This is a genomic window from Micromonospora echinospora (assembly GCF_900091495.1).
Taxonomy (GTDB): Bacteria; Actinomycetota; Actinomycetes; order Mycobacteriales; family Micromonosporaceae; genus Micromonospora; species Micromonospora echinospora.
Genome location: NZ_LT607413.1, coordinates 6,821,768 through 6,845,932 on the forward strand (window position 1 = coordinate 6,821,768; position 24,165 = coordinate 6,845,932).

4 protein-coding genes are annotated in these 24,165 nt (G+C 73.5%); all 4 read right to left on the reverse strand.

The features are described from left to right. Nucleotides 1-4: 4 nt before the first annotated feature. Genes GA0070618_RS29150 through GA0070618_RS34405 form a run of 4 tightly spaced genes read right to left on the reverse strand, consistent with a single transcriptional unit; the run spans nucleotide 5 to nucleotide 24,139 of the window. Nucleotides 5-4,966, reverse strand: coding sequence for a type I polyketide synthase (locus GA0070618_RS29150; protein WP_088984493.1), 4,962 nt, complete (start codon nucleotides 4,964-4,966; stop codon nucleotides 5-7). Then, a complete protein-coding gene (locus GA0070618_RS29155) occupies nucleotides 4,959-11,543 on the reverse strand; it encodes a type I polyketide synthase (protein ID WP_088984494.1) in 6,585 nt (2,194 codons plus the stop codon). The genes GA0070618_RS29150 and GA0070618_RS29155 overlap by 8 nt, the downstream gene beginning before the upstream one ends. Next, nucleotides 11,540-17,143, reverse strand: a complete 5,604-nt coding sequence (locus GA0070618_RS29160; RefSeq protein ID WP_088984495.1) for a type I polyketide synthase — start codon at nucleotides 17,141-17,143, stop codon at nucleotides 11,540-11,542. The genes GA0070618_RS29155 and GA0070618_RS29160 overlap by 4 nt, the downstream gene beginning before the upstream one ends. Further along, nucleotides 17,144-24,139, reverse strand: coding sequence for a type I polyketide synthase (locus GA0070618_RS34405; protein WP_088984496.1), 6,996 nt, complete (start codon nucleotides 24,137-24,139; stop codon nucleotides 17,144-17,146). Nucleotides 24,140-24,165: the final 26 nt, after the last annotated feature.

Genomic DNA, 24,165 nt, shown 5'->3' on the forward strand with positions numbered 1-24,165 from the left:
CCTTCTAGGAAACGCGGTTGTCGGTGGGAACTGCGACGTGCGGCGCGTCGAGCCGCGCCAGGTCGTGCGTGAGTCGTCCGGAGAGCGCGGCCAGCAGTCCGGCGCGCTCCCGCTGGACGAAGAAGTGGTCGCCGGGGAGCATCTCCAGGGCGAACCCGGAGGTGGTCTGGTCCCGCCAGGCGGCGAGTTGCTCCTCGGTGACCTTGTCGTCCCGCTCGCCGCCGAAGACGGTCAGCGGAACGTCCAGCGGCGGCTCGGTCTGGTGGATGCGGGTCTCCACCAGGGCGAAGTCGGCGCGCAGCACCGGCAGGTACAACGCGATCGTCTCCGGGTCGCCGAGCATCTCCTCGGGCGTGCCGTCCATCGCCCGCAGCTTCTCGATCAGCCGGGCCTCCGGCAGCCGGTGCAGCGGCGGTTCCAGGTCGGGCAGGTGCGGGGCACGGGCCGCCGAGACGTACAGGTGGGCGGGGGCGGGCAGCTCCCGACGGCGCAGGTGCCGGGTCAGCTCGTACGCGACCAGTCCGCCCATGCTGTGCCCGAACAGCGCGAACGGCCGGTCGAGGTACGGCCGCAGCACCGCGCCGAGGGTCTGCACCAGCGCGGACATCTGGGTGAACGCCGGTTCCCGGTGCCGCTGCTCCCGGCCGGGGAGCTGGATCGGGCACACCTGCACCCCGTCGGGCAGCTCGCCGGGCCAGGTGCGGAACAGCGCCGCGTTGCCGCCCGCGTACGGCAGGCAGAACAGCCGGAGTCGGGCGTCCAGGTCCGGGGCGCCCCGGACCAGCCAGTCGGCGGGGTCGGTGCTGACCTCCACGGCGTTCGGCCGGGCCAGACCGGTCGACCGACGCGCCACCACCGTCCGGGGCACCGACGCCGACTGCGGCACCGCCGCCCCGACGGCCGGATCCGGCGACCCGTCGGGAGGGGCCGGCGACCCGTCGGGGGCGGGAGCCGGGCCGTCCACCTGGGCCAGGACGTGACCGACGATCTGGTCGACGGTGATCCCGGAGAGGAAGTCCTGGGCGGCGATCTGCGTGCCGTACATGACCCGGAGGCGGTTGCGCAGCTCGAAGACCATCAGCGAGTTCAGGCCGAGCCCCAGCAGGGGCTGGTCCACCTCGAGCTGCTGCGGCTGGAGTCCCAGCACCGCCGCGATCTGCTCCCGCAGGTAGCCGGTGAGGACCGTCTTGCGGCGGTCGGGGGCGACGGTCAGCAGCACGGCCCGACTGGTCGGCGGGGCCGTGACAACCTCGTGGTCGGCCGCGCCGGCCGTGGCGCGGTCGTCGACCGGCCCGCCGGAACCGGCGGCGCGGAGCCGGGGCACGGCGGCCGGGGCGACCGTGCGCGCGCCCGCCGGGGTGGCCGCGCGGACGCCGAGCGTGGACCGCAGTCCGGTCACCTCGGCGACCGGACGCAGCTCGGCGTCGAGGAGCCGCACGTCGCCGGTGAGCGTGTCGTCGCCGACCTCGCGGAGCTGGACGTGCGCCCACAGCTCGCCGGTCGCCCGCCGGTGCGCCCGCAGCCGCTCGACGGCCATGGGCCGGTACCCGGCGGTGGCGGCGGCCGGGTCCGGCGCGACGACCGGAAGCAGGTCGAACACGCCGTCCAGCAGCCGCCAGTCCAGCGGCGACCCACCGTCGGCCGCCGGGGCGGCGAGCAGCGCCAGCAGTTCGCCGTCGCGCCGCCACAGCCGCCGCACGGTACGCGCGCCCGCGCTGTCGGGCAGCCCCGCCGCGATCCGGCTGTTCCGGTACGCGTCGCCCGGCACCTCGGTGCCGCACCGCTGCCGGATCGCGTCCGGGGTCTCCTGCGGCAGCAGGTACGGCCGCCCGGCGGCGGTGACGGTGCGCAGGGCGCCCCGGGCGTGCCGGGTCCACGGCCCGTCCACCCCGGCGGGTCGGCCGAACACCTCCCACCCGGCGGTGCCGTCGCGTGGGCCGGTGACCGCCACCTGGGCGACGCTCCCCGGGCCCTGGGCCGCCTCGAACGTCACGTCGGTCAGCGCGCAGGCCGCCGTACCGGCCAGGGAGGCCGCCGCGGTGAGCGCCAGGTCCAGGTGGACGGCCTCGGGCACGGCCGGTCGGTCGTCGAGGTCCGGCCAGGCGGACCGGTCGACGGGCAGCTCCCAGAAGTGCTCACCACCGGGCGCGGCGGCCCGGAAGTACCGCTCGGTCGACGACGGTACGGCGGCCACCGCCGGGCCGGTCGACGTCGCTCCGGTCGACCCGAACTCCAGCCAGCAGCGTTGCCGCTGCCACGGGTAGTACGGCAGGCGCAGCACCGGCCGGTCGGTCGGGTGCTGGCGACGCCAGTCCACCCGGTGACCGAGCGTCCAGAGCGCGCCGAGGGTACCGAGCAGCACGGACCGCTCGTCCTCGTCCCGGCGCAACGAGGGCAGCGCCGCCACCGGCCGGTCGGCGTGCCGCGCGCACTGCTCGACCGAGGGCAGCAGGATCGGGTGCGGGCTGATCTCGATGACCGCCGTCGGCGCGCTCTCCAGCAACTGGCCAAGCACGGTGGAGAAGAGCACCGGCTCGCGCAGGTTGTCGGCCCAGTAGTCGGCGGTGAACTCCCGCCCGTCGGTGGGCCGGCCGGTGACCGTGGAGTGGATCGGCACCGTCGACTCGCGGGGCCGGACGTCGCGCAGCTCGGCGAGCAGGTCGGCACGGAGTTCGTCCACCTGCGGGCTGTGCGAGGCGAAGTCCACCTTCACCTGCCGGCAGAACACGTCCCGCTCGGTGAGCGTCTTCAGCACCGTCTCGACGGCGGTGGTGTCGCCGGAGAGGACGGTGGAGGTGGGGCTGTTGCTGACCGCGATGGCGAGCTGGTCCTCCAGGCCGGCGATGGCGGCCCGCGCCTCGGCCAGCGGCAGCTCCACCACGGCCATCGTGCCCCGGCCCCGGATCCGCCGAACCAGCCAACTACGCCGGCAGATCACCCGGGCCGCGTCGTCGAGGCTGAGCGTGCCCGCGACGTGCGCCGCCGCGACCTCGCCCATCGAGTGCCCGACCACCGCGTCCGGGACGATCCCCCAGGACCGCCAGAGCGCGGCCAGGCCCACCTGGACCGCCCAGGTCATCGGCTGCACCACGTCGATCTGGTCGAGCTGCGAGGTCCCCTCGTCGGCGCGCAGCTCGTCGAGCAGCGACCACGACACGTACGACGCCAGCGCGGCGGCGCACTCCTCGATGGCCTGCCGAAAGACCGGCTCGGTGTCCAGCAGCCGCCGACCCATGCCGACCCACTGGCCGCCCTGCCCGGGGAAGACGAAGACCAGCCGCCGCCGGACGTGCTGCGACTTGTCGCCGGTGGAGAGGCCGGGCCGCACCGCGCCGTCGGAGAACGCGGCCAGCTTGCCCTGAAGGTCGGTACGGGAGGTGAAGCTGACCGCCAGCCGCTCGTCGTACGGGGTGCGACGCAGGCTCGCGGTGTGGCAGAGGTCGTCGAGGTCGACGGTCGGGTCGGCGACGAACTTCCCCACCGCGCCGGCCAGGTCACGCAACGCGGCCGGGTCGTGGGCCGACAGCGGCAGCAGCCGGGCCCGGTCGTCGTCCCCGGACGTCGGGGCGGCGGCCGGCGGGGGCGGCTCCTCGACGATCACGTGCACGTTGGTGCCGCCGAAGCTGAGCGAGGTGACCCCGGCCAGCAGCGGCCCGTCGTACGGCCACGGGCCCGGGGCGGCCTGCACCCGCAGGCGGTAGTCGTCGAAGGGGATGTGCGGGTTGCCCTCGGTGTAGTGCAGGCTGGCCGGCAGCTGCCGGTGCTTCATCGCCAGCACCACCTTGATCAGCCCGGCCAGGCCGCCGACCATCTGGAGGTGCCCGATGTTGGTCTTGACCGAGCCGATCATCAGCGGCCGGTCGGCGTCCCGGCGGGACCCGAGGACCGTGCCGAGCGCCTGCGCCTCGATCGGGTCGCCGAGGATGGTGCCGGTGCCGTGCGCCTCGACGTACTGCACCGCCGCCGGGTCCACGCCGGCCCGCTCGTACGCCTCGCGCAGCATCGCCTCCTGCGACAGCCGGCTCGGCGCGGTCAGGCCGTTGCTGCGGCCGTCCTGCACGACCGCGCTGCCGCGCAGCACCGCGTAGATCGGGTCACCGTCCTCGATCGCCCGGGACAGCGTCTTGAGCACCACCGCCGCCACGCCCTCGCCGAGCACGATGCCGTCGCCCCGGGCGTCGAACGCCTTGCACCGGCCGTCCGGTGACATCACGCCGAGCTTGGTGAACCAGACGAAGCCCTCCGGCTTGAGGAACAGCCCCGCCCCGCCGGCCAGGGCCATCGTGCAGTCGCCGCTGCGCAGGCTCTCGCACGCCTGGTGCACGGCCAGCAGCGACGACGAGCAGACCGCGTCCATGGTGTAGCTGGGGCCGCGCAGGTCGTAGACGTACGACAACCGGTTCGCCACGATCGAGCCGAACGAGCCGGTCGCGGTGTAGACGTTCGCCAGGTCGGGGTTGTTGAAGTTCAGCCAGCCGTACTCGCTGTGCGCCAGACCGACGAACACGCCGGTGCGGCTGCCCTGCAACTGGTCACGCAGCTGGCCGGCGTCGTCGAACGCCTCCTGCGCCACCTCCAGCATCAGCCGCTGCTGGGGGTCCATGTTCGCCGCCTCCCACGGCGAGATGCCGAAGAACCCCGGGTCGAAGCCGTCGATCCCGTCGAGGAAGCCACCCCAGCGGGTGCTCATCTTCCCGGGCGCCTCCGGGTCCGGGTCGAAGTACGCGTCGGTGTCCCAGCGGTCGGTGGGCATCTCCCGGATCACGTCCCGGCCGTCACGCAGCAACCGCCAGAACGACTCCGGGTCGTTCGCGCCGCCGGGCAGCCGGCAGCCCATGCCGATCACCGCGATCGGCTCGGTCCTGGCGCGCTCCACCTCGGCGAGTTGGGCGCGCAGCTCGCGGATGCCGAGCAGCGCCCGTTGCAGCGGGGTCAGATGGTCCGTACGGGCGGCGCTGTCACTCATGGTGGTTCCTGTTCCGTGGCTGGGAGAGTTCCTGCTCCAGGAGGGCTTCGACCTCGGCGTCGGAGAGCTGTTCGATCTCCGCGAGCCAGGCGTCCCGATCCGTGTCGACGACCGCCGCCGCCGTCCGGGTCGGGGGCGGGCCGGTCGGTTCGGCCGGTTCGGCGGGCTGGAGTTCCCCGGCGACGAATCCGGCCAGCGCCTCGACGGTCGGGTAGTCGAAGAGCACCGTCGCGGGCAGCGACCGGTCGACGCTGAGGCTGAGCGCGTTGCGCAACTCCACCGCCATCAGCGAGTCCAGGCCGAGTTCGTTGAGCGGACGCCGGGTGTCCAGGGTGTGCGCGGCGGTCAGGCCGAGCACCCGGGCCGCCAGGTCCCGCACGTGCCCCACGATCAGGTCGGGCCGGTCGTCGGGGGCCGCGTCGGCCAGCAGGGTCAGCAGCGCCCGGTGGTCGGCGCCACCCGCCGCCGGAGCCCCCGCGTCCGCCGTGGTCGCGGCCATGTCGTCCAGCAGCGGGGGCCGCAGCCCGGTCGGGTACTGCCGCAGGTAGGCGCCCCACTCGATGGCGACGACACCCACCTGCGCGCGGGGCTGGCCGAGCGCCGCCGCCAACTCGGCGACCCCCCGCTCCGGGTCGATCAGTCCCATGCCGCGCAGCGCCCACTGCCGGTCGTCGTCGACGCGGGCGGCCATGCCCGCGCCCCGCCACGGACCCCAGTTGACGCTCAGCCCCGGCAGCCCCTGCCGCCGCCGTTCGGCGGCCAGCAGGTCGAGGAAGGCGTTTCCGGCCGCGTAGTTGCCCTGCCCGGCGGAACCGAGCATCGAGGCGACCGACGAGAACAGCACGAAGAAGTCCAGGTCGAGGCCGCGGGTGGCGTGGTGCAGGTTCCACGCCCCGGCGAGCTTCGGCCCGAGCACCCGCTCGAAGCGCGGCCACTCCTGCTGGAGCAGGATGCCGTCGTCCAGCACGCCGGCCGCGTGGACGACCCCGCGCAGCGGCGGCAGGGTCGCGGTGACCTCGTCGACCAGCCGGGTCACCTCGTCCGGGCGGGCGATGTCGGCGCGGACCACCTCGACCCGGGCGCCGGCGTCGCGCAGCGCCGCCACGTCCGCCCGGTTGGCGTCGGTGACGCCGCTGCGGCCCACCAGCACCAGGGCGCGGGCACCCCGGTCGACCAGCCAGCGCGCCACGTGCAGGCCAAGCCCGCCCAGACCACCCGTGATCAGGTACGCCCCGTCGGCGCGGACCAGGTCGTCGGCCTCCGGCGGCACGGTGGCGTCGTCGTGGCTGACGACGATCTTGCCGACGTGCCGGGCCTGCGCCATGTACCGGAACGCGTCGACCGCCCGGGTCAGCCCGAACACCCGGCACGGCAGCGGCTGGAGCGTGCCGGCGGCGAACCGCCGCATCAGCTCGCCCAGCAGGGCACGCACCGTCGCCGGCTCGTCCCGGGAGAGCTCCACCAGGTCGAACGCGGTGTAGGTGACGTCGTCCCGGAGCCGGGTCACCTGGTCGGCCGACCAGATCTCCCGCTTGCCGATCTCGACGAACCGCCCGCCGGGGCGCAGCAGGCGCAGGCTCTCGACGATGAAGTCCCCGGTCAGCGAGTTGAGGACCACGTCGACGCCAGCACCGCCGGTCCATGCGCGGATCTCGTCGGCGAACGTCAGGGTCCGCGAGTTCGACAGGTGCCGGACGCCCAGTCGTTGCAGCACCGGCCACTTGGCGGGGCTCGCCGTCGCGTATACCTCGGCGCCGACCGCCTGGGCGAGCTGCACTGCGGCCAGGCCCACCCCGCCGGCCGCCGCGTGGACCAGCACCCGCTGCCCCGGGCCGAGCCGGGCGATGTGCTCCAGCGCGTACAGGGCGGTCAGGAAGGTCACCGGGATGGTCGCCCCGTCGGCGTCCCCGACCACCGCCGGCAGCGGGGCCACCAGGTCGGCGTCGACGGTCACGAAGCTGCCGAAGCTCGCCGGGGCCAGGGCCACCACCCGGTCCCCCACCGCGAGCCCGCGCACGTCCGCGCCGAGCGCCACCACCTCGCCGACGCACTCCAGGCCGAGCGGTCCCGCCTCACCCGGGTACATGCCGAGCGCGTTGAGCACGTCGCGGAAGTTCAGGCCGGTCGCCCGGACCCGCAGCTCCACCTGGCCGGCCGCCGGTGCCTGCCGGGCCACCGGCCGGAACACCAGCTGGTCCAGCACCCCGGGGGTCGCCACGTCGAGCCGGAACGACTCGACGCTGGGCAACGCCAGCGGCCGGTCGCCGTCGTCCGCCGCGCAGCGGGCCAGGCGGGCCACGTGCCGCTGGTCGCCGCGCCGGACGACCTGGTCGTCCCGGCCGTCGGCCCGCAGCTCGGCGGTCAGGAACGCGAGGTCGGCGGCCGGATCGCCGGTCGGGTCGAGGTCGATCCTGGTGCAGCGCAGCTCGGGGTGTTCCAGGGCAACCGCGCCGGCCAGCCCCCACAGCGGGGCCTGCGCCAGCGCCAGCGGTCCGGCCGGCTCGCCGACCGCCTGCGCGCCCCGGGTCACCAGGTACGTCCGGGGCGACCGGCTGCGGGTCGCCAGGGCCCGGACCAGGTGCAGGGTGCTGCGCAGCGTGGTCGACTGGGCGTCCTGGAGGGTCGCCAGGTCGACGTCGGGGTCGGCGGGCGTGTCCAGCGCCCACAGGTGCAGCACGCCCCGCCAGTCGACGGCGCCGACCGCGTCGAGCAGCCGGGTGACGTCCTCCGGGCGGGCCGGGTCGATCCGGTACGACTGCGCGTCGTCCTGGGCGAACGCCGTACCGGGCCGGACGAGGGTGCAGGTGTGCCCCTCGGCGGTCAGCCGGGCCGCCAGTTCCCGGCCGAGCCCGTCCGCGTCGCCGAAGACCAGCCAGGCACCCGGTCCGGCGGGGGCCTCGGCGGGCTCGGCCGGGCCGGCGACCGGCCACGTGATCTCGTAGCGCAGGTCGTCGGTCCGGGCCGGGGCGCGGCGTAGCGCCGCCGGGTCGACGTGCCGCAGCCGCAGGCCGCGCAGCTCCACGACCAGCCGGCCGGCGCGGTCCACCACCACGACGTCCCCGACGACCTCCCCGGTGGTGGACCCGCTGCTCCAGGCGTACGCCCGCAGCTCCGCATCGGTGGACGGGACGGCCCGCAGCCGCTCCACCCGGAACGGGACGTGGATCGACAGGCCGTCCTCCGGTTGTGGCCGGGTCAGGCCCAGCAGTTGGAAGCAGGCGTCCAGCAGCCCGGGATGCACCGGGTAGGGCACGGTCGGGTCGAGCTGGCCAGGCAGCCGGATGTCGCTCACCGCCACTCCGTCACCGGCGTGGACCCGGTCCAGCCAACGGAAGCTCGGCCCGAGGTCCAGCCCGGCGTCGGTGACCCGGCGGTAGAAGGTGTCGAGGTCGTCGAGGGACCGGTCGCAGCGTGCGGCGATCCCGTCCAGGTCCGGTGGCGTCGGTCCCGGTTCGCCGTCCGGGTCGAGCCGGGCCGTGACGTACTCCGTCCAGTCCGGGTCGTCGAAGGTCACCAGTCGCGCGGTGCCGTCCGCCGCCGTGACGACCGTCTGCACCGGACGCTCACCCCGGTCCGGCAGCACCAACGGTTGGGCGAACAGGACGTCCCGCAGGGCAGGGGCCGGGGTGCCGCTTTCGGTTCCCGCCGCCAGGAGCATGGCGACGTGATGCGCGCCTGGCACCACGAGCTGGTCGTGCAGCTTGTGCTCGGCCAGGAGCGGGTAGGTCGCCGCGCTCAGGGACGCCTCGAAGACCGTGTCCCGCAGCGAGGGCGTCCGCAGCCGTTGACCGAGCAGCGGGTGGTCGCCCGCCCGACGGCGGGTCTGGCTGCCCGGCGCGGGCGCCGACCAGTAGCGTTGGCGTTGGAAGGGGTACGTGGGCAGGTCCACCGCCCGGGACGGGATTCCGCCGGTGATCGCCTTCCAGTCCAGGTTCACACCCTGCGCGTACAGGCCCGCGACGGCGGTCAGCAGTTGCTGCCAGTCGTCCCGGCCCCGCCGCAACGACGGCAACCAGCTCATGGCGCTGTCGTCGTCCACACACTGCCGGCCCGCCGCCAACAACACCGGATGCGGACCGACCTCCTGCACCACGTCACAACCCAGTGCGACGACCGCCCGCATCCCGTCGGCGAACCGCACCGGAGCCGACACGTGCTCCACCCAGTAGGCCGCAGACGCGACCCGATCGTCGGCGGTCCGGCCGGTCACGTTCGACACCAGCGTCCGCTGCGGCGACCGGAACCCCACCGACCCGGCGACCTCCTGGAACGCCGGGATCATCGGCGCCATCAACGGCGAATGGAAGGCGTGCGAGACGTGCAACGCCGTGGTCTTCACCCCGTCGGCCGTGAACTTCTCCCGGATCGCATCCAGCGCCTCCACCGGGCCGGCGATCACCGTCTCCACCGGACCGTTCACCGCCGCCACGACCAGACCGGTGCCGTCCAGGAACGGACGGACCCTCTCCTCCGGCAGCGACACCGCCACCATCGACCCACCCGCCGGCAAACCCTGCATCAAACGGCCACGTGACGCCACCAGACGCAGCCCGCCCTCCAGCGAGAACACCCCCGCCACACACGCCGCGACAAGCTCACCGACGCTGTGACCCAGCACCACGTCCGGCTCGACACCCCAGTGCCGCCACAGCCGGGCCAACGCCCACTCCACCGCGAACAACACCGGCTGCGTGAACCCCGTCTGATCCAGCACATCCGTGCCGTCGGACGGGAAGAGCACCTCCAACAGCGGCCGTTCGAGCTCCCCCGCCAGCAACTCCGCGCACCGGTCCAACTCGGCGCGGAACACCGGCTCCGACTCGTACAGGACACGCGCCATCCCCACCGACTGCGCACCCTGACCCGTGAACAACCAGCCCACCCTCGGCCGGCGACCGGCAGGCACCACGCCATGGACGACCGACCGGTCCTCCTCACCCGCCAACCAACCCCGCAACCGGACGACAGCGGTGGCCGAATCCCGAGCCACCACCGCCAGACGGTGCGGGAAGTGACTACGAGTCACCGCAGCCGCCGCACACACCAACCCGAGGTCAGGGGCGTCGACACCGTCCAGCAGATCCACGTACCGCTGCGCCACCACCCGCAACGCGGCCTCGTCCCGCGCCGACAACGGCAACACGTACGCCGAACGACCGGGCACCTCCGACGAAGCCGCCGGCTCCGGTGCCTCGCCGACGACGACGTGGGCGTTGGTCCCGCTCATGCCGAAGGAGCTGAGGCCGGCGACGCGGGGGCGCTCGCTTCGGGGCCAGGGGGTCGGGGCGACCGGGACCCGGACCGGGAGGCCGTCCCAGTCGATGTGCGGGTTCGGCGTACGGAAGTGCAGGTGCGACGGCATCTGTTCGTGCCGCAACGCCAACACCAGCTTGATCAGACCGGCCACCCCGGCGGCGGCCTCCAGGTGCCCGATGTTGGTCTTGACCGAGCCCACCAGCAGCGGGCGGTCAGTCGGCCGGCCCTTGCCGAGCACCGAGGCGAGGGCGCGCACCTCGATCGGGTCGCCCAGCGAGGTGCCGGTGCCGTGCGCCTCCACGTAGTCGACGTCGCCCGGCTCGACGCCGGCGTCGGCGAGGGCTGCCCGGATCAGGTCCTGTTGCGCCAGGCCGTTCGGGACGGTCAGGCCGCCGCTCGGGCCGTCGTGGTTCACGGCGGTGCCCCGCACGACCGCGAGCACCCGGTCACCGTCGCGCTGGGCGTCCGACAACCGCTTCAGCACCACCACGCCACAGCCCTCGCCCCGGCCGTAACCGTCGGCGGAGGCGTCGAAGGTCTTGCACCGGCCGTCCACGGCGAGGGCCTTCATCTTCGACAGCGTGACGAACGCGTCCGGCGCGAGCATCGCGTTGACCCCGCCGACCAGGGCCAGGTCGGTTTCGCCCGCGCGCAGGCTCCGGGTCGCCAGGTGCAGCGCCACCAGCGACGACGAGCACGCGGTGGTGACGGCCATGCTCGGCCCCTGCAACCCGAGCAGGTACGACAGCCGCCCGGCCGGGAAGCTCAGGTCGTTGCCAGTGCCGGCGTACAGGTCGAGCTGGGTGGGGTCGCCCGCGCCGGTCTGCAACTGGAGGTAGTCGTTGGTCATGATGCCGACGAAGACCCCGGTCGGCGTTCCGACGAGACGGTCCGGCACCTGACCGGCGTGCTCCAGGGCCTCCCAGGACACCTCCAGCAGCATCCGCTGCTGCGGGTCGAGGCTGGCGGCCTCCCGCGGGGCGATGCCGAAGAAGGCCGGGTCGAACTGGTCGACCCCGTCGACGAAGTGCCCCTCCCGGGTGTACATGCGGCCGGGCCGGTCCGGGTCCGGGTGGTAGAAGTCCGCCAGGTTCCAGCGGTCCGGGGGCACCTCGCCGGCCGCGTCCACGCCGTCGCGCAGCACCCGCCAGAAGGCGGCCAGGCCGTCACCGCCGCCGGGAAAGCGGCAGCTCGCGCCGATGATGGCGATCGGTTCGTGCTGGGCCCGCCGGACCTCGTCCAGCTCGGCTTCCAGTTCCTCGATGGCGACGAACGCACGCAGGAGCGCGGACTGCTCGCCGCGCGTCGGGTCTTCGGTCATTTCCTTCTCCGCTCCGCAAGAGATGCGAGCTTCTTCGCCAACAGGTCTTCCAGGGCGTCCTCGGAGAGGTCCTTGAGACGCTCGACGGTCTCCGAGGACCGGGCGGACGGCTCCGGCGCCGGTTCCTCCGTCACGTCCAGTTCCAGGGCGAGGACGTCGCGGGCCAGGTATTCGGTGAGGGCCTCGACGGTCGGGTACTCGAAGACGACCGTCGAGGGCAGCGTCCGCCCGAGCTGACCCTGCAACGTGTTCTTCAGTTCGATCGCCATCAACGAGTCGAGGCCGATCTCGAAGAACTTCTGCCGGGGTTCCAGGTGGTACGTCGCCGGCAGGCCGAGCACCGCCACCACCTGGTCACGTACGTGCCCGCGCAGCAGGTCGAGGCGGTCCTGCGGCGGGGCCGCGGCGAGCCGTTCGGGCAGCCGGTCCGCCGGCCGCGACGCGGCCGTACGAGGCTCGGGGCCGCGTGACGTGCGGGCCAGTTCCCGCAGCAGTGCCGGTGTGCCGTCGGGCGTGAACCGACGCAGGTACGTCGACCAGGTCACCGGCAGGACACCCACCTGGACCGGGTCGGCGCGCAGGATCTCATCCAGCGCCTCGATGCCCTGCTCGGGGGTGATCCCGCCGATGCCCTGGGCGGCCCACCGTCCCGCCGCCTGGCCGGCGCGGGCCGCCATGCCGGCCTCGGTCCACGGTCCCCAGTTGACGCTGGTCGCCGGTAGGCCCTGTGACCGGCGGTGGTGGGCCAGCCCGTCGAGGAAGGCGTTGGCTGCCGCGTAGTTGGCCTGACCGGTGGTGCCGAGCAGGGACGCCGCCGACGAGAACAGCACGAAGAAGTCGAGCGGCAGGTCCCGGGTCGCCCGGTGCAGGTTCCACCCACCGTCGACCTTGGGCACCAGCACCCGGACGAACTCCTCCCAGGGCTGCTGGAGCAGCACGCCGTCGGCCAGGACACCGGCCGCGTGCACCACGCCGCGCAGCGGCCGGTCGGCCGGGACCGCCGCGACGAGTCGCGCCACGTCGTCCGGTCGGGCGACGTCCGCCGAGGCGACGGTGACCTCGGCGCCCGACTCCCGCAGCACGTCGAGCGCGGTCACGACCTCGCCGGTGGGCTCGCGTCGGCCGACGAGGACCAGGTGCCGGGCGCCACGTGCCACCAGCCACCGCGCGACGGTCAGGCCGAGCGCGCCGAGACCACCCGTCACCAGGTACGTCGCGTCGGCGTGGACGGCCGCCGCCTCCGGCGCGGGCGTGACCTGCTGCGGTACGAGTCGGGCGACCAGCCGCTCCGGCCCCCGTACGGCGACCCGGTCCCCGGTCGACGGGGCGAGAAGTTCGCCGAGCAGGGCGGTTGCCGCGTCCGCGTCGGTGGCGGCGGGGTCCAGGTCGACCTGTCCGCCCCACAGTTCGGGGTGTTCCAGTTCGACGACGTTGCCCAGACCCCAGAGCGGTGTCTGCGCCACCGTCACGGGCGAGCCGACGGTGGTCGCACACGCGCCCCGGGTGACCAGGTGGAGCTTCGGCGGCGCACCCCCACCCTCGATGGTCGCCAGCCCTCGCAGGAGGTGCAGCGCGGTACGCAGCGTCGACGCCTGGTCGGCGGTGAGGTCGGACAGCTGCGGCTCGTCCCCGCCCGTAGCGGCCCCGCACAGCAGCACCGCGCCCCGGAACGGGACGGTCCGATCGGCGGTGACCGTGCCGAGCAGCGCCGTGAGCCGGGCCGGGTCGGTCGGGTCGAGCTGCCAGGTCCCGTCGTCCAGGGGCGCCGGGGACGGACCCGGCTGGGCGAGGACGACCTGCTGCCCACGGCTGCGGAGTCGCTCCGCCAGCGCCGTACCGACACCGGGCCGGTCGGCGTAGACCAGCCAGCGCCCAGGGGTGTCCGCTGTGGGGGTCGGCAACGGCTCGGGCCGCCAGGCCACCTCGTGGAACATCCCGGTGTCGCGGGACTGACCGGCGCGCAGCAGCGCCGACCGTTCGGCCCGCTTCAGGTGCAGGCCGTACGACTCGGCGACGAGGCGACCCTCGTCGTCGACCAGCCGGACGTCAGCGGTGAGCGTCTCGTCGTTCGGGTCGCTGCCGGGTCGCAGTCGGGCGTGGCCCCAGAGCTGCCCCTCGACGGCGCGGTGCAGCCGGAACCGGTCCACGCCGAGCGGCACGTACACGCGGAACTCGCGGCCGGCGGTCGGCAGGGTCGCGCCGACGATCTGGAAGCTGGCGTCGACCAGGCCCGGGTGGAGGGCGTACCGCTCGTGGCGGTCGGTGTCCCACACGGCGCGCATCTGGCACAGGGCCTCGCCGTCGCGTCGCCAGATCCGGCTCTGCCACCGGAAACCCGACTCCAGTTCGAGGCCGTCCCGCCAGCCGGTGTCGTAGAACCAGTCGACGTAGTCCGGGTCGGGTGCGCACCGCTCCCGGATCGCCGTCGGCGTCTCGTGCGCTTCGTCGTCGGCCGGCGGCGCCTCGCCCAGGGTGCCGGTGGCATGGGTCGTCCAGGTCTGCTCGTCGGCGCTCCGACTGACCAACTGGATCGGCCCGTCCTGCTCGGCGGAAGGGGCGAGGACGACCTGGACGATCCGGTCCTCCTCCGCGCCGAGCAGCATCGGCTGCGGGAAGACGACGTCGGTCAGGGCCGGGGCGGCGTTCCGGCCTTCGACGGCGGCGGCCAGCATCACCAGGTGGTGGGCACCGGGCACCACGATCTGGTCGTAGATCCGGTGCTCGGTGAGCAGCGGGTGGGACAGCGGGTTGAGCACCGTCTCGTAGACCGTGCCGGTGAGCGCGGGCGACGAGAGGTTCCGCCCGAGCAGCGGGTGGCCGCCGTCCCCGACGGGCAGGTTCCGGGGCCGACGGGAAGCAGCCGGCGACCAGTAGCGCTGGCGTTGGAAGGGATACAGGGGCAGCTCCACCGTCCGGGTGGGGATGCCATCGGTGATCGCTTTCCAGTCCAGGTCGACGCCCTGCGCGTACAGGCCCGCGACGGCGGTCAGCAGTTGCTGCCGGTCGTCCCGGCCGCGCCGCAACGACGGCAACCACCGCACCGACCCGTCGTCGTCCACACACTGCCGACCCGCCGCCAACAACACCGGATGCGGACCGACCTCCTGCACGACGTCACAACCCTGTGCGAGGACCGCCCGCATCCCGTCGGCGAACCGCACCGGAGCCGACACGTGCTCGATCCAGTAGTCCGCCGAGCCGTACCCGGTGTCGGCCACCTCGCCGGTCACGTTCGACACGACCGTGCACCGCGGACCCTGGGGGCTGATCCCCTGGACCGTCGCCCGGAACGCCGGGATCATCGGCGCCATCAGCGGTGAGTGGAACGCGTGCGAGACATGCAACGCCGTGGTCTTCACCCCGTCGGCCGTGAACTTCGCCCGGACCGCGTCCAGCACGTCGGCGGGGCCGGCGATCACCGTCTCCACCGGACCGTTCACCGCCGCCACGACCAGACCGGTACCGTCCAGCAGCGGACGGACCTCGTTCTCCGGCAACGGCACCGCCGCCATCGACCCACCCGCCGGCAACGCCTGCATCAACCGGCCCCGAGCCGCCACCAACCGCAGCCCGTCCTCCAGCGTCAGCACGCCGGCCACACACGCGGCCACCAGCTCGCCGACGCTGTGACCCAGGACCACGTCCGGCTCGACACCCCAGTGCCGCCACAGGCGGGCGAGCGCCCACTCCAGGGCGAACAACACCGGCTGCGTGAACCCCGTCCGATCGAGCACGTCGGTGCCGTCGGCCGGGAAGAGGACGTCCAGCAACGGCCGTTCGAGGTCAGCCGCCAGCAGCTCCGCGCACCGGTCCAGCTCGGCGCGGAACACCGGCTCGGAGTCGTACAGGGCACGCGCCATCCCGACAAACTGCGCGCCCTGACCGGTGAACAACCAGCCCACCCGGGGGCGGCGACCCACCGGCACCACACCGTGCACCACCGACCGGTCCTCGGCACCGGCCAGCCAACCCCGCAGCCGGGACACCGCCGTCGTCGAGTCCGGGGCCACCACCGCCAGACGGTGCGGGAAGTGACTGCGCGTCACCGCAGCCGCCGCGCACACCGAGGCGAGATCGGGAGCGTCGGCACCGTCCAACAGGTCGGCGTACCGCTGCGCCACCACCCGCAGCGCGGCGTCGTCGCGCGCCGACAACGGCAGCACGTACGCCGAACGGTTCGGGGTCCGTGCTTCGGTGGTCTCCGGCACGGCGGGTGCCTCGGCCACGACGAGATGGGCGTTGGTCCCGCTCATCCCGAACGAACTCACGCCCGCGACCCGGGGCTTCCCGCCTCTCGGCCACGTCCGGGTGCCGGTGGCGACCTCGATCGGGATCCGGTCCCAGGGGATGTGCGGGTTCGGCGTACGGAGGTGCAGGTGCGACGGCACCTGTTCGTGCCGCAACGCCAGCACCACCTTGATCAGGCCGGCGATCCCGGCGGCGGCCTCCAGGTGCCCGATGTTCGTCTTGACCGAACCCACCAGCAGCGGACCATCCGCTGGCCGGTCCCTGCCGAGGGCGGCAGCCAACGCGTCGACCTCGATCGGGTCGCCGAGCGAGGTGCCGGTGCCGTGTGCCTCGACGTAGTCGACGTCACCCGGCGCGACTCCGGCATCGGCGAGCGCCGCCCGGATCAACTCCTGCTGCGCCAACCCGTTCGGCACCGTCAGACCACTGCTCGGACCGTCGTGGTTCACCGCCGACCCACGGATCACCGCGAGAACCCGGTCCCCATCCCGCTGGGCGTCCGACAACCGCTTCAACACCACCACACCGCAACCCTCACCCCGGCCGTAACCGTCGGCCGAGGCGTCGAACGTCTTGCACCGGCCGTCCGGCGACAGCGCCTTCGTCCGGGAGAGGTAGATGGTGCCCTCGGGGGTCAGGACCAGGTGGACCCCGGCGGCGAGCGCGAGATCCGACTCGCCGGACCGCAGGCTCCGACACGCCAGGTGCACCGCCACCAGCGACGACGAGCACGCCGTGTCCACGGCCATGCTCGGTCCCTGCAACCCCAGCAGGTACGACAGCCGCCCCGCGGCGACGCTGAAGGCGTTACCGGTGCCGGTGTACGCGTCCATGCCGGCCGGATCGGCGGAGCGCAGCAGCAGCGAGTAGTCGTCGGTGCCGATGCCGACGAACACCCCGGTACGGCTGCCCGCCAACCGGGCCGGCACCTGCCCGGCGTCCTCCAGGGCCGCCCAGGCGACTTCCAGCAGCAACCGCTGCTGCGGATCCAGACTCACCGCCTCACGCGGCGACACCCCGAAGAACCCGGCGTCGAACCCGTCGACACCGGCCAGGAAGTGACCGGCACGCGTGTACATCTTCCCGGGGGCGTCCGGGTCGGCGTCGAAGAACGCGTCCACGTCCCACCGGTCCGCCGGCACCTCACCGACCGTATCCACGCCCTGCGTCAACACGTCCCAGTACGCCGCCGGCGAGTCAACCCCACCGGGGAACCGGCACCCCACACCGACCACGGCGATCGGCTCGGGCGCGGACCGCTTCTGGGCGTCGAGGCGCTTCTGCAGGTCGAGGACGAGCAGCGCGAGGCGCTTGGGCGGCAGGTTGGCCAGCCTCTCCTGTAGCTCGCTCATCTACGCCTGCCCTTCCGCAGTCGATCCGTTCGTGAACAGCCGGTCGATCTCGTCGTCCGACATCTGCTCGAGGTTGTCCAGCAGCGCTTCGAGGTCGTCGCCCGGCTCTGTCGGGGGCGGGCCCTCGGGTTCGGGTTGCCGCTGTCCGAAGAGCACCGTGTCGAGGTAGCCGACGACCGCGTCGACCGTCGGGTAGTTGAACAGCAGCGTGGTGGGCATCTCGTGGTCGAAGGCGGCCTGCACCCGGTTCTTGAACTCCAACGCCATCAGCGAGTCCAGCCCGAGGTCGAACAACCCCTTCTGCGGGTCGAGGGACGCCTCGTCGAGCATGAGGATCCGGGCCAGCTCACCGGTCACGTGCTCGGTGAGCGCCGTACGGCGTTTCGCGTCCGGCATGGCCGCGTACCGCTCGCGCAGCCGGGGTCCTTCGGCCGACGCTGTCGGCGACCGGTCGGCGGTGGGCTCCTGCCGGACCAGTTCGGCCAGCAGGGGGCGGGTCGCGCCGAGCGGGTACTGCTCGGCGTAGCGGACCCAGTCGACCGGTACGACCCCGACCTGCGGCACCGGCCACGCCATGATCCGTTCCAGCGTCCGGATCCCCCGCTCCGGCGGGATGACGCCGATGCCCCGGGCGGTCCAGCGCTGCTGGTCACGGTCGGTCAGCGCGGCGGCCATGCCGGAGTCGCCCCACGCGCCCCAGTTGACGCTCAGCGCCGGCAGCCCCAGCGCGTGCCGGTGGTGGGCCAGCGCGTCCAGGAACGCGTTCGCCGCCGCGTAGTTGCCCTGGCCCGGTGCGCCGAGCAGGGAGGCGATCGACGAGAACAGCACGAAGTGGTCCAGCGGAAGCTCGCGGGTGAGCTGGTGCAGGTGCCAGGCACCGGTCACCTTCGGCGCGAGGACCCGCTCGAACCGGTCCCAGCTCTGCTGGTGCAGGACCCCGTCGTCGAGGACGCCGGCCGCGTGGAAGACGCTCCGCAGCGGCGGCATCGACGTCTCGATCTCGGTGAGGATCGCCCGTACGTCGTCCGCCCGGCCGACGTCCCCCCGCAGCACGCGTACCCGCACGCCCTGCCCGGTGAGAGCGCGGAGCGTCTCCTCGGCCGCCTCCGACGGCCCCCGCCGTCCCACCAGGACGACGTGCCGCGCGCCCCGGTCGACCAGCCACCGGGCGACCAGCAGCCCGAGAGCGCCCAGACCACCGGTGACCAGGTGGGTGCCGTCGGCGCTGACGGTCGGGCGGGCGTCCGACGGCGCGGAGCCGGCACGGACGACCCGGGCGACGTGGCTGCGCCCTCCCCGCCAGGCGATCTGGTTCTCACCTGCGGACGACCGGAGGCTGGCGACCACGGCGGCAGCCGGATCGTCGGCGTCGGGATCCAGGTCGATCAGCCCGCCCCACAGGGTGGGATGTTCGAGTCCGATCACGGTGCCCAGCCCCCAGGCCGGCGCCTGGTACGGCGCGCCGTGGCCGGGCCCCCCGGCCACGGCCTGGGCGCCACTGGTGACGACCCAGATCCGTGGGGACACCGCCAGGTCGAGCGGGGCGACGGCCTGCACCAGGTGCAGCAGGCTGGCGCAGATCCGCTCGTGGGCCACGGCCAGGTCCTCGGGTACGGCGGACACGTGGTCGAGGCTCCAGAGGTGGACGACGCCGGTGATCGCGCCGGTGTCCCCGAGGAGCTGGCGGAAGTGGTCCGGCTGTCCGGGTGCGACCTGCCAGACGTCGTCGCCCAGGGCCGCGTACCGGTCACCGGCGTGGACCAGGTGACATCGGTCGCCCCGGGCCCGGAGCGCAGCGACGACGGACCCGGCGACCCCACCGGCGTCCGCGAAGACCAACCACTGGCCGGGACCGCTTTCGTCCTGCGTAGCCGTGATGTCCTGAGGCCGCCAGTCCACCTGGTAGAGCCAGTCGCTGTCGTCGCTGCCCCGCAGCTGGGGCAGGCGGGACGTGTCGACCCAGTAGCGTCGGCGTTGGAAGGGGTACGTGGGCAGGTCCACCGCCCGGGACGGAATCCCGTCGGTGATCGCCTTCCAGTCCAGGTTCACACCCTGCGCGTACAGGCCCGCGACGGCGGTCAGCAGTTGCTGCCAGTCGTCCCGGCCCCGCCGCAACGACGGCAACCAGCTCATGGCGCTGTCGTCGTCCACACACTGCCGGCCCGCCGCCAACAACACCGGATGCGGACCGACCTCCTGCACCACGTCACAACCCAGTGCGACGACCGCCCGCATCCCGTCGGCGAACCGCACCGGAGCCAGCACGTGCTCCACCCAGTAGGCCGCAGACGCGACATGCTCCCCGGCCACCGCACCGGTCACGTTCGACACCAACGTCCGCTGCGGGACCTGGAACACCACCGACCCGGCGACCTTTTCAAAGGCGGGAAGCATCGGCGCCATCAACGGTGAGTGGAAAGCGTGCGACACATGCAGGACGGACGTCTTCACCCCGTCGGCCGTGAACTTCTCCCGGATCGCATCCAACGTCTCCACCGGGCCGGCGATCACCGTCTCCACCGGACCGTTCACCGCCGCCACGACCAGACCGGTGTTCTCCAGGAACGGACGGACCTTCTCCTCCGACAGCGACACCGCCACCATCGACCCACCCGCCGGCAACGCCTGCATCAAACGGCCGCGTGACGCCATCAGGCGCAGCCCGTCCTCCAGCGAGAACACCCCCGCCACACACGCGGCGACCAACTCGCCGACGCTGTGACCCAGCACCACGTCCGGCTCGACACCCCAGTGCCGCCACAGCCGGGCCAACGCCCACTCCACCGCGAACAACACCGGCTGCGTAAAACCCGTCTGACCGAGCACATCCGTACCGTCGGACGGAAAAAGAACCTCCAGCAGTGGCCGCTCAAGCTCGCCGTCGAGCAACTCCGCGCACCGGTCCAGTTCGGCGCGGAACACCGGCTCCGACTCATACAGGACACGCGCCATCCCCACCGACTGCGCACCCTGACCCGTGAACAACCAGCCCACCCTCGGCCGGCGACCCGTGGGTGCCACCCCGTGGGTCACGGAGGGGTGCTCCTCGCCCGCGAGCCAGCCCCGCAACCGGGTGACAGCGGTAGCCGAATCCGGAGCCACCACGGCGAGACGGTGCGGGAGGTGACTCCGCGTCACCGCAGCCGCCGCGCACACCAACCCGAGATCCGGGGCGTCGACGCTGTCCAGCAGGTCCACGTACCGCTGCGCCACCACCCGCAACACGGCCTCGTCCCGCGCCGACAACGGCAACACGTGCACCGAGCGGCGGGACTCCACCACCGAATCGGCCAGGTCGAACGGCTCAGGTGACTCCCCCACGATGAGGTGGGCGTTCGTCCCGCTCATCCCGAAGGAGCTCACGCCGGCGAGCCGGGGCCGGTCGCCCCGGGGCCAGGGCGTGCCAGTGACGGGGATCTCGGCCGGGATCTCGGTGAGCGCGATGCGCGGGTTGACGGTGGTGACGTTGAGCTGAGGTGGCAGGTGCCCGTGCCGCAGTGCCAGCACCGACTTGATCAGACCGGCCACCCCGGCGGCGGCCTCCAGGTGCCCGATGTTGGCCTTCACCGAGCCGAGCCGCAGCGGCCGGTCGGGCGTACGGCGTTCGCCGAGCACCGCGCCGAGCGCCGCGACCTCGATCGGGTCGCCGAGGGGCGTACCGGTGCCGTGGGCCTCGACGTAGTCGACGTCGGCGGGCGCGACCCCGGCGTCGGCGAGCGCCGCCCGGATCAGCTCCTGCTGCGCCAGACCGTTCGGCACCGTCAGACCACTGCTCGGACCGTCGTGGTTCACCGCCGACCCACGGATCACGGCGAGAACCCGGTCCCCGTCCCGCTGGGCGTCCGACAACCGCTTCAACACCACGACACCGCAACCCTCGCCCCGGCCGTAACCGTCGGCCGAGGCGTCGAACGTCTTGCACCGGCCGTCCGGCGACAGCGCCCGGGCACGGGAGAGGAAGATGTGCGACTCCGGAATGATCATGAGGTTGACGCCGGCGGCGAGCGCGAGGTCCGACTCGCCGGACCGCAGGCTCCGGCACGCCAGGTGCACCGAGACCAGGGACGACGAACACGCCGTGTCGACCATCAGGCTGGGCCCGTGCAGACCGAGCAGGTACGACAGCCGTCCGGCGACGGCGCTGCCGATGCCGCCCGTGCCGTAGTAGGTGTCGATGATCGTGGGATCGCCGAGCTTGAGCTGGAGCTGCATGTACTCGTTGCTGATCAGGCCGACGAACACCCCGGTACGGGTGCCGGCGAGCTGGTCGGGGACCTGGCCGGCGTGCTCAAGGGCCTCCCAGGCCACCTCCAGCAGCAGTCGCTGCTGCGGATCCAGACTCACCGCCTCACGCGGCGACACCCCGAAGAACCCGGCGTCGAACCCGTCCACCCCGGCCAGGAAGTGACCGGCACGCGTGTACGACTTCCCCGGCGCGTCCGGGTCCGGATCGAAGAATCCGTCCACGTCCCACCGGTCCGCCGGCACCACGCCGACCGTCTCCACGCCCTGCGTCAACACGTCCCAGAACGCCGCCGGTGAGTCCACCCCACCGGGGAACCGGCAGCCCACACCCACCACCGCGATCGGCTCCCCGAGCGGAGGACGGGCGGCGGTGTCCCGGCCGAGGGCCAGCAGTGCCTGCTTGACCGGGGAGAGGTCGGTGTCGGCATCGGTCAGGTGTCGGCGCAGCAGCGACAGTGCCTCGTCCTCGGAGAGGGCGGCGAGCGCGTCGGCGGTGAGGGCGGGGGCGGCCGGCAGGCTGCGGGCCGGCGCGGGGGTGTCCAGCCCGAACACCTCGCGGGCGAGATGGTCGGTCAGGGCGGCGACCGACGAGTACTGGAAGACCAGGGTCAGCGGCAGCCGGTACGCGTCGCCGAGCGCCCGCTGCAACCGGTTCTGGAGGTCGACCGCCATCAACGAGGTCATGCCGAGGTCGAAGAAGCCCTGCCGGGGGTCGATCGGGCTGTCTTCCTCGGTGCCGAGGGTCTCGGCGACCAGGGTGGCGACCGCGTCGGCGAGCCGGGTCCGGCGCTCGGCCGGTACGGCCCCGGCGACCAGCCGGACCAGTTCCGGCACCTGTGCCGTCCGCTCGGCACGGTCGACGGGGCGGGACTCGATCCAGTACCGCTTGCGCTGGAACGGGTAGGTCGGCAGGACCACCCGGGGCGACCGTCCGGCGTCCAGTCCGGTCGGGTCGTCGCCGTGGACGTAACGGGCCGCCTGGCTGCTCGCGTCGGGTGTATGCAGGGGTCCCCTGCTACCGGTTTTTGATGAGGCGGGGTCCCCTGCTACCACCTCGGCCGGGTCGACGACGCCGTGGTGGACGTCGGGGTCGGCGGTGCCGGCGAGCCAGGCCGTGAGTCGGTCGGCGGCGGTCGGCGCGTCGGGGGCGACGACGGCGAGCCGGTGGGCGAAGTGGGTACGGCCGGTGGCGGCGGTCGCGCACACGGCGGTGAAGTCGGGCGCGTCGGGGCCGGTCAGCAGGGTGACGTACCGCTCGGCGAGGGCGCGCAGCGCGGCGGCGCTCCGCGCCGAGAGCGGCAGCACCAGCCGCCCACCGCCGGCACCCGGCTCGCCGGCATCGACGCTGCCCGGTCGCACCGACGGGAGCACGGCCGCCGGCCCGGACGACCGACCGGCCGGAGGCACCGGAGCGACGTCGGCCGGGGGTTCGGAGACGACCAGGTGCACGTTGACGCCGCCGAGGCCGAACGAGTTGACCCCGGCGAGGCGGGGGCGGTCGGCGCGCGGCCAGGGCAGCGGCGTGGCCGGGAGGACGAACGGCGCGTCGGCCAGCCCGGTCTGCGGGTTGACCGTGTCGAGGTGCAGGTGCGGGGGGATGGTCCCGTGCTGGAGGGTGAGCACCACCTTGATCAGGCTGGCGATGCCGGCGGCCATCTCCAGGTGGCCGATGTTGGTCTTGACCGAGCCGAGCGCGCACGGCCGGTCGGCGTCCCGCCCCGGGCCGAAGACGCTGGTCAGGGCGGTCGCCTCGACCACGTCGGCGAGCGGGGTGCCGACCCCGTGCGCCTCGATCAGGTCGACCTGGTCGGGGGTGACCCCGGCGTCGCGCAGGGCGTCGCGGACGACGGCCTCCTGGGAGCCGGCGTGCGGGGCGGTCAGCGCCTCCCCGCGTCCGTTCTGGTTCATGGCGGTGCCGCGGATGACGGCGAGGACGGGATCGCCGTCGCGGCGCGCGTCGGCGAGCCGCTTGAGGACGACCATCCCGCAGCCCTCGCCGCGCACGTAGCCGTCGGCGGCGGCGTCGAAGCTCTTGCAGCGCCCGTCGGCGGCCATCATCCAGGTCTGGGAGAGCCCGATGGTGGCCTTCGGCGAGAGCATGAGGTTGACGCCGCCGGCGAGGGCGACGGTGGTCTCGCCCGAGCGCAGGCTCTGGCAGGCCAGGTGCACGGCGACCAGAGACGACGAGCAGCCGGTGTCCAGGGCCAGGCTCGGGCCGTGCAGGTCGAGCAGGTACGACAGCCGGTTGACCGCGATGCTGAGCGCGTTGCCGGTGACGTAGTAGGCGTTGAGGTTGGCCGGGTCGTCGAAGGCGACCTGGGCGTAGTCGTCGGTGCCGATGCCGACGTAGACCCCGGTGGCGCTGCCGGCGAGCCGCCCCGGGACGACCCCGGCCCGTTCCAGTGCCTCCCAGGTGACCTCCAGCAGCAGGCGGTGCTGCGGGTCCATGCTGGCCGCCTCACCCGGGGAGACGCCGAAGAAGTGGGGGTCGAACCGGTCCACCCCGTCGACGAAGCCACCCCAGCGGCTGTTCGTCGTCCCGGGCTCGGCGAGGTCGGCGTCGAAGAGGGCGTCGGCGTCCCAGCGGTCCCGGGGCACCTCGGTGATCGCGTCCTCGCCGCCGACGAGCAGACGCCAGAAGGCGTCGGCGTCGCCGGCACCGGGGAAACGGCAGCTCAGACCGATCACGGCGATCGGCTCGGCTGCGGACCGGGGTGTCGGGTCCGACGGGTGACTGCGCTCGGGCGCCATTCGGCTCAACCCTTCCTCGCGTGGTG

Excerpts from the sequence above, each read along its gene's own strand:
- GA0070618_RS29150 (WP_088984493.1), bottom strand. The coding sequence starts at position 4,966 with ATGAGTGACAGCGCCGCCCGTACGGACCATCTGACCCCGCTGCAACGG.
- GA0070618_RS29155 (WP_088984494.1), bottom strand. The coding sequence starts at position 11,543 with ATGACCGAAGACCCGACGCGCGGCGAGCAGTCCGCGCTCCTGCGTGCG.
- GA0070618_RS34405 (WP_088984496.1), bottom strand. The coding sequence starts at position 24,139 with ATGGCGCCCGAGCGCAGTCACCCGTCGGACCCGACACCCCGGTCCGCA.
- GA0070618_RS29160 (WP_088984495.1), bottom strand. The coding sequence starts at position 17,143 with ATGAGCGAGCTACAGGAGAGGCTGGCCAACCTGCCGCCCAAGCGCCTC.